Here is a 7,539-nt window from a genome sequence, read left to right on the forward strand (position 1 = left end):
GACAGCCGCGGACACAACGCCGGCGGCGGGAATGGGGTTATTTCAGATACGAACGGATCAGGCCGGACATCTCGGCCACCCGGGCGGCACGCTGCTGCTCGGAGGTGGCGGGATGGCCGAATTCCTCACGCAGGTGGGCTTCCATGACCTGGCTCATCAGGCCGTTGACCGCACCACGGATGGCAGCGATCTGCTGCAGCACCGGGCCACAATCGGCACCGGCTTCCAGCGCGCGTTCCAGCGCGTCGCACTGGCCACGGATGCGCTTGACCCGGGCCAGCACCTTCTTCTTTTCCTGGGGGGAATGCGGCATGGATCCAGCCCGGCTGATGTACTGGGGGGGAGTATACAAAACCAGGATGACGGCGCAAGTTCACGCCCGCCGGCCGGGTTCAGCCGCGGGCCGGCCAACAGGCGGCAGCCGCCTCAGCCGGCCAGGCTGGCCAGCAGCGAGGCGGCCACACACCACAGTACGACCCACCCTGCCGGCACATGCCGGCGCGCCAGCAGCACAAAACCGGTCGCGGCAATGACCAGGTCCACCGGCGTGCGTATGCCCTGGGTCCAGACCGGATCATGCAGGGCAGCCAGCAGCAGGCCGACCACGGCCGCATTGACGCCGGCCACCGCCCTGGCCGCTGCGCGATGGCGCGCCAGCGCCGACCACACCGGCAGTACCGCCAGCAACAGCAAAAAGCCCGGCGCAAACAGCGCCAGCAGTGCGATCAGCGCACCCACTGCCGGCGGCAGCCCCAACGGCACCTCGGCGCCCAGAAAGGCGGCCACGGCAAACATCGGCCCGGGCACGGCCTGTGCGGCGCCGTAGCCAGCAAGGAAGGTCTCCGCCGTGACCCAGCCGCTGTCCACCACGCTGTGCTGCAGCAGCGGCAGCACCACATGCCCGCCACCGAACACCAGCGCCCCGGCCTGGTAGAACGCGGCGGCCAGCGCCAGCGGGCCGGGGGAGCCGGTCGCCGGCAGACACAGCAGCGCCACCGCCAGCCCGGCCAGGAACAGCGCAAGCACTGCCGCCGCCGTGCGCCGGCCGTAATGCAGCGGAAAAACCGCCACGCCCAGCGCCCCGGCACGCCGGCACAACCCCAGCCCCAGCACGGCGCCACAGCCGATGGCCAGCAACTGCCCGGCGACACTGCCGACGAGCACGGCCAGTGCCAGCGCCACGATCGCGATCAGGCCCCGCGCCGCGTCCGGGACCAACTGCCGCCACATGCCCAGCACGCCATGGGCGACCACCGCCACCGCAACCAGCTTCAGGCCATGGACCAGTGCGGCCCCAGCGGCGGGTCCAGCCGCTGGGCCAGCCCGGCAAAGGCAAACAGCAACAGGGCCGAAGGCAGGGTGAAGCCGACAAAGGCCGCCAGCGCCCCGGCCCAGCCGGCCCGGAACAGGCCGATGGCCAGGCTCAACTGGCTGCTGGCCGGACCGGGCAGGAACTGGCATACCGCCAGCAGCTGGGCAAAGCCAGACTCATCCAGCCAGCCACGCCGGGTGACGAATTGCTGCCGCAGATAGCCCAGATGGGCGAGCGGGCCACCGAAGCTGGTCAGGCCCAGGCGCAGGAACGCGGTAAACACCTCGCCGGCCGAACCGGCAGGATGCGGTGCTGCCGGCGGCAAGGATGCCGGCCTCATCGGCGCCACCCGTCGCGGTGGCCCGGCCACCGACAAGCCCACCTGCACGCGCCTGCCCTGAACATCCGAGCCCCCGTATCTGACCGACGGCAAGATACCTCAACCGCCACCCGCGGCAGCCATTGCCAGCGACAAACCGCACTGGCCGGCAGTGCCGGCCCGCCGGCGACCACACGGCCGGGATCAGCAACTGACAGCCAGCGGATCAGGGGCATCGGCACTGGCGGTGCTACCCACGCCATGGCTCGGCGGCCATCATGGCAATCCATCGACCCTGCCCACGGCGCGGTGAGTGCTATCAGCACCGGCCGGATCATCCGGCACCTGGCAGCGGCGTTGCCGGTACTTCAGAACCCGGTCGCGCGGCTGGGGTCACAGTGCTGGCGCAGGTAGTCCACTGCCGCCAGCACCCGGCTGGCCGATTCAGCCGCTTCCATATGCACCACCGCATCGGCGGTATTACCGGCAAGGCGCAGGTAAACCCGGTTGTGCTGCTGGCTGCTGGCGCGGATCTGGCCAAAGTGCATCCCTTCCGGGTTGCCGATCAGGTCGCCGCCGCGCATCAGCTCCACTACCGAAGCCTGGCTGGCATCGGCGGCATCAAGCGGGTTGCGCAGCAGCAGCTGGCTGGCACTGGCATCGGCCAGCAGCCGGGTCACGCACGGGGCCAGGGGCTCGGCGCTGACAATCAGCGGCAACGGTTCAAACCGCGCCGAGAGCTGCTGCGCCCGCGCCTTGTCCAGCATTTCGCTCATCGGCGTGCTGACATAGCGGTTGCCCGGCAACAGCTGCAGCAGCAGTTGCTGGGCGCCGGCCACGCTGCGCGGCGCTGCAGCGGGCGGGGCAGACAGCTCGGGCCCGGCGCTCACCGTGGCCGTGGCCAACAACCCGGCCAGTGCCATCACCACTCCCATCACCCTGCGGCGATGGAGGGCCTGTCTGGTTCCAGCATCAAGCATCGTGCGCATGCCATCCCCCTGTCATGGATGCGGGCACCATGCCCTGCCGGCTGCTGGCTGGCAAGGGTGACCCTGGCGCCACGGCACGGTTCCCGCCGGCCGCCAGGGCACTGACCGGACAGCAGCAATCCTGCGCCGAACCGTGCGGGCTGCCACAGCGCTGGAGCTTTACCTGGCAACAGCGTCTGGCGGCTGCAGCCAGCTTGAGGTCCGGGCCTACGCCGGCAGCAGGGCATCATCGGCCGCGGTTGCCCGCTGCCAGGCCGGGCGCGCCATCAGCCGCTGCAGATAGTCCTGGAAGGCCGGCTGCGGGGCGATGGTCTTGAACTTCAGGCCGAACAGGATCTGGCTGCCCAGATAGACATCGGCCGCACTGAAACGCTCACCCAGCAACCAGGGCGAGGCGGCGGCCAGCGTCTGCCCGATCACCGCCATCAGCCTTTCCTGGCTGCCGTAACCGACAAAGGCCGATTGCTCCGGGGTGACTTCCACCCCCAGGGCACGGTCGGTGATGGCGGCTTCCAGCGGCCCGGCGGCCAGAAACAGCAGCCGCAGGTAGCTTCCACGCAGCGGATCGGCAAGCGCCGGCGCCAGGCCCGCTGCCGGGAAGGCATCGGCCAGGTAGGCACAGATCGCTGCGGTTTCGGTCACCACCACCCCGTGGTGGGTGATCGCCGGCACCTTGCCCAACGGATTGATCGCCAGGAAAGACGGGCTCTTGAGATCCTCGAAGGCCATCAGCTCGGTGCGGTAACGGCAACCGGCCTCCTCCAGCATCCAGCGCACGATCCGCCCGCGTGACATCGGGTGGGTATGGAACAGGACTTCATCGGTTGCGCTCATCATCCACTCCAGCAGGCGGTAACAAGCGGCCAGACTACTCCAGCCCCCGGGGCGGCGGCGGCAGCGGCCCGGGCACGGACGGCGTGCGCCCGGGCGTACGCGCCGGGCGCTTCAGCCGGGCCGCCAGGCGGTCGAGCTGGCGGGCATCGTTGACCACGCTGATCCGCGATGAACCTTCTTTTTGCGGGTTGTGGGCCTTGCCCTGCCTGCAATGGCGCAAGCCGCGCCTGGGCAGCCGCGGCATTCCTGCGCTGGCCACAGCAGGCGCCGCCGCATGTGCGCAGGCGAACGCGTTGCCGCCACAAAAAATCGCCGGCACGGGGACGTGCCGACGATTGTGTTTGCTGCCCGGACCGCTCCCGCCGACGGCGGGATGTCTTCAGAAGGCGTATTCGTTGAACAGCGGGCTGACCGAGCCGTTCCAAGGGCCATGGAAACGCGCCAGCTTCTGCGCCGCGGCGCTCTGGCCACTGGCCGCGATGTAGTCCAGCACGTCCAGGTAGGCACTCTCATCGTTGCCATCGACATCGATGCGCGCGCGCCGCTGCAGGCCGCCGCGGGCGATGGCCAGCACGCGCCGTGCCAGCGCGGCCACATCGCCATCGCGGAACGGCAGGGCCAGGCCATGGCGCGGCACGCCATCGCGCAGGGCATGACGCTCGGCACGGCTGAAATCAGCCACCAGCGCCGCTGCCTCGTCCAGCGCCTGCGCGTCATACAGCAGGCCGACCCAGAACGCCGGCAACGCGCGCAGCCGCGGCACATCGCCACTGTCGGCGCCGCGCATTTCCAGGTACTTCTTCAGCCGCACTTCCGGGAAGGCGGTGGTCATGTGGTCGTTCCAGTCGCGCAGGGTCGCGCGCTCACCGGGCAGCTCTTCCAGCTTGCCGTCGATGAAATCGCGGAAACTGCGCCCGGCCACGTCGATGTACTGGCCCTCGCGGTAGACGAAGTACATCGGCACATCGAGCAGGTAATCGACATAACGCTCGTAACCGAAGCCCTCCTCGAAGACGAAATCGAGCATGCCGGTGCGGTCCGGATCGGTGTCGGTCCAGATGTGCGAGCGCCAGCTCTCAAAACCGTTGGGCGCCCCTTCGGTGAACGGCGAATCGGCAAACAGCGCGGTGGCCACCGGCTGCAGCGCCAGGGCAACACGGAACTTGCGCACCATGTCGGCCTCGTCGGAGAAATCCAGGTTGACCTGCACGGTGCAGGTGCGGGTCATCATGTCCAGGCCGAGCTTGCCGACCAGCGGCATGTAGCGGCGCATGATCCGGTAGCGGCCTTTGGGCATCCACGGCATGTCCTCACGCGTCCACAGCGGCTGGAAACCGGTGCCGACAAAGCCCAGGCCCATCGGCCCGGCGACCTGGGCCACTTCGGCCAGATGGACATCGATCTCGCGGGCGGTGGCATGGATATCGGCCAGCGGCGCGCCGGACAGTTCCAGCTGTCCGGCCGGTTCCAGCGATACCGAGGCAGCATCCCGGGTCAGCGCAATCAGGAAACCGTTTTCGATTACCGGCGCCCAGCCAAACCGGGTCAGGCCCTGCAGCAGCGCACCGATGCCGCGCTCGCCCTCGTAAGCGGGCGGCAGCAGGTCATCGCGACGGAAGCCGAATTTCTCGTGCTCGGTACCAATGCGCCAGGCCGATACCGGCTTTTCACCGGCCGACAGGCTGGCGATCAGTTGCTGGCGGTCGGTAATCGGCGTATCGGCGGCGGAGACAGGGCTGGACAAGGGAAACTCGCAGGACACGGACGATGGCGGTGCGCACTATACCTTGCGCCATCGATCACTATGATGATGCCGGTGATTTTCTGTATCCCATTGATCAACACCCAGCGCGGACAGACACGATGCTTGACCATATTGATGAACACCACCGCAGCCACCGCGCCGGCTGGCTGCGCGCGGCGGTACTGGGCGCCAATGACGGCATCGTTTCCATTGCCGGGCTGGTGGTCGGCGTGGCCGCAGCCGGGGCCAGTTCCAGTGCCCTGCTGGCCAGCGGCCTGGCCGGCACGGTGGCCGGCGCAATGTCGATGGCCGCCGGTGAATATGTCTCGGTGCAGTCCCAGGCCGATACCGAACAGGCCGACCTGGCGATGGAACGGCGCGCACTGGAGCGCTCGCCCGAAGCGGAACTGCGCGAACTGGCCGGGATCTACCAGCAGCGCGGGCTGGAGCCGGCACTGGCGATGCAGGTGGCACGCCAGCTGACCGCCCACGATGCACTGGGCAGCCACGCGCGTGACGAGCTGGGCATCACCGAATCGCTGCGCGCCCGTCCGCTGCAGGCGGCACTGGCCTCGGCCGGTGCCTTCGCGGTGGGGGCGGTGATTCCGTTGCTGGCGGTGGTGCTGCTGCCGGTCCACCAGGTCAGCAGCGTGACCAGTGCGGTCACCATCGCCGGCCTGGCCCTGACCGGCGGCTGGGCCGCACACATGGGCGGTGCCCCGGTCTGGCGCGGGGCGTTGCGGGTCAGTTTCTGGGGCGCCCTGGCCCTGGTGGCCAGCAGCGCGATCGGCCGGCTGTTCCCGCTGGCCGGCGGGGGCGGCTGAGTCCAGACCGCACAACGCCCGCGGTCAGCGGGCGTCGGGTATCCGGGCCGGTTTCAGGGCGCTGTTGCGGCAGGCGGGTTGAGCCCGAGCCACTGGCCGATCACCGCACGGGCCTCATCCACGCCCTGTTTCGACTCGCCGGAGAAGCACTGCACGCTGACGCTGTCGCCGAAAGCCGACTGCAGTTCCTTGCGCACCTTGGCCAGGGTCTGCATCTGCTGGCCACGGCCGAGCTTGTCGGCCTTGGTCAGCAGTGCATGCGCCGGCAGCCCGCGCTGTACCGCATAGGCCAGCATCTGGCGGTCGTAGTCCTTGAGCGGGTGGCGTATGTCCATCACCACCACCAGGCCCTTGAGCGCATCACGGGTACGGAAATAGTTGTCAATGAACGCCTGCCAGTGCGCCTGCAGGTCCTGCGGCACCTTGGCATAGCCGTAACCGGGCAGGTCGACCAGATGCGCCTCGGGGGTCACCTGGAAAAACACCAGCTGCTGGGTACGGCCCGGGGTCTTGGAGACCCGCGCCAGCGCGTTCTGCCGGGTCAGCGCATTGAGGGCGGAGGATTTACCGGCATTGGAGCGGCCGGCGAAGGCGACTTCGCTGCCGATATCCGGCGGCAACTGGCGGGCGTTGTGGGCCGACAACGCATAACGGGCCCGTTCGAGAAGCTGTGACATGGGCCTAGGATCGCACGTTGCGCCTGAGCCTGCTGCAAACCCGGCGGTGCGCGGCGGGCAATTTGCTGCACTGCTGCGTTGACCCCCGCCGCCAGCCGTGCCGATAATCGCCCAATCCACCTGCCGGGGCGGTGGGCTGCCAGCCTGCCCGGTCCACACGGAGCCATCGCATGCGCCACGCTCGTGTACTTGCCGTAACCGCTGTTCTCGCCATTCCTGCCCTGCTGGCTGTGGCCATCGCCCAGACCAGCGTCTCGGCATTGCCGGACAACGAGCAGATCCAGGTGACCCCGCTGGAGGCACCGAGCCTGCAGGGCACCACCTGGGGCGATGCCCAGGCCGGACAGGCCAAGGCCGCCGCCTGCGTGGCCTGCCATGGCATCGACGGCAATTCGGGCATGGACATCTACCCTTCCATCGCCGGCCAGAACGAGCGCTATATCGCCGAGCAGATCGGCCTGATTGCCAGCGGCCAGCGCGGCGGGCTGGCGTTGGCGATGCAGCCCTTTGTCACCGACCTGAGCGCGCAGGACATGCGTGATATCGGCGCCTGGTATGCCAGCCAGAAAGCCAGTGCCGGGCTCGCCGATGACACCCCGATCAGCGAAGGCCCACTGGCCGGGCAGCCGTTCTATGCGATCGGCCAGCAGCTGTACCGCGGTGGCGATGCCCAGCGCGGCATCCCGGCCTGCATTGCCTGCCACGGCCCCACCGGCGCCGGCAACCCCGGCCCCGGCTGGCCCCACATTGCCGGCCAGCACGCCAGCTACATCAGCCAGCGCCTGCAGCAGTACCGCAGTGGCGAGCACACCCTGCAGCAGGCGGCCAACTTCCAGATCA

Annotated in this window: 9 protein-coding genes; 2 read left to right on the forward strand and 7 right to left on the reverse strand. The window is 68.9% G+C overall.

What is annotated here, in order from left to right; genetic code table 11:
* Positions 1-37: 37 nt before the first annotated feature.
* From ABB25_RS06165 to ABB25_RS06190, 6 genes are all read right to left on the reverse strand, one after another.
* Positions 38-313 carry a metal/formaldehyde-sensitive transcriptional repressor gene (locus ABB25_RS06165; protein ID WP_057665008.1) on the reverse strand — a complete coding sequence of 92 codons (276 nt, stop codon included), beginning with the start codon at positions 311-313 and terminating at the stop codon, positions 38-40.
* A 113-nt stretch (positions 314-426) separates the two neighbouring features.
* Positions 427-1,260: a chromate transporter gene (locus ABB25_RS06170; RefSeq protein ID WP_244477763.1), complete on the reverse strand. Its 834-nt coding sequence runs from the start codon at positions 1,258-1,260 to the stop codon at positions 427-429.
* Positions 1,261-1,271: 11 nt separating this feature from the next.
* Complete coding sequence (locus ABB25_RS14885; protein WP_244477764.1) at positions 1,272-1,652, reverse strand: chromate transporter; 381 nt, start codon at positions 1,650-1,652, stop codon at positions 1,272-1,274.
* A 347-nt stretch (positions 1,653-1,999) separates the two neighbouring features.
* A complete protein-coding gene (locus ABB25_RS06175) occupies positions 2,000-2,566 on the reverse strand; it encodes a hypothetical protein (RefSeq protein ID WP_244477765.1) in 567 nt (188 codons plus the stop codon).
* 261 nt (positions 2,567-2,827) lie between these two features.
* Positions 2,828-3,454 carry a glutathione S-transferase family protein gene (locus ABB25_RS06180; protein WP_057665011.1) on the reverse strand — a complete coding sequence of 209 codons (627 nt, stop codon included), beginning with the start codon at positions 3,452-3,454 and terminating at the stop codon, positions 2,828-2,830.
* Positions 3,455-3,833: 379 nt separating this feature from the next.
* Complete coding sequence (locus ABB25_RS06190) at positions 3,834-5,198, reverse strand: glutamate--cysteine ligase (RefSeq protein WP_057665014.1); 1,365 nt, start codon at positions 5,196-5,198, stop codon at positions 3,834-3,836.
* A 119-nt stretch (positions 5,199-5,317) separates the two neighbouring features.
* Here ABB25_RS06190 and ABB25_RS06195 point away from each other — a divergent pair, with 119 nt between their 5' ends.
* The gene (locus tag ABB25_RS06195; RefSeq protein ID WP_057665016.1) at positions 5,318-6,022 is read left to right on the forward strand and encodes a VIT1/CCC1 transporter family protein; all 705 of its coding nucleotides are present in this window, start codon (positions 5,318-5,320) and stop codon (positions 6,020-6,022) included.
* Between the two features lie 53 nt (positions 6,023-6,075).
* Here the strand turns inward: ABB25_RS06195 and yihA are convergent, their stop codons facing one another.
* Complete coding sequence (gene yihA / locus ABB25_RS06200; protein ID WP_057665017.1) at positions 6,076-6,699, reverse strand: ribosome biogenesis GTP-binding protein YihA/YsxC; 624 nt, start codon at positions 6,697-6,699, stop codon at positions 6,076-6,078.
* 170 nt (positions 6,700-6,869) lie between these two features.
* On the opposite strand from yihA, the gene ABB25_RS06205 reads away from it, so the two are divergent.
* Positions 6,870-7,539, forward strand: a 670-nt coding sequence (locus tag ABB25_RS06205) for a c-type cytochrome (RefSeq protein WP_083488141.1), incomplete at its 3' end; no start/stop codon positions are given.

Source organism: Stenotrophomonas koreensis (assembly GCF_001431525.1).
GTDB classification, from domain to species: Bacteria; Pseudomonadota; Gammaproteobacteria; order Xanthomonadales; family Xanthomonadaceae; genus Stenotrophomonas; species Stenotrophomonas koreensis.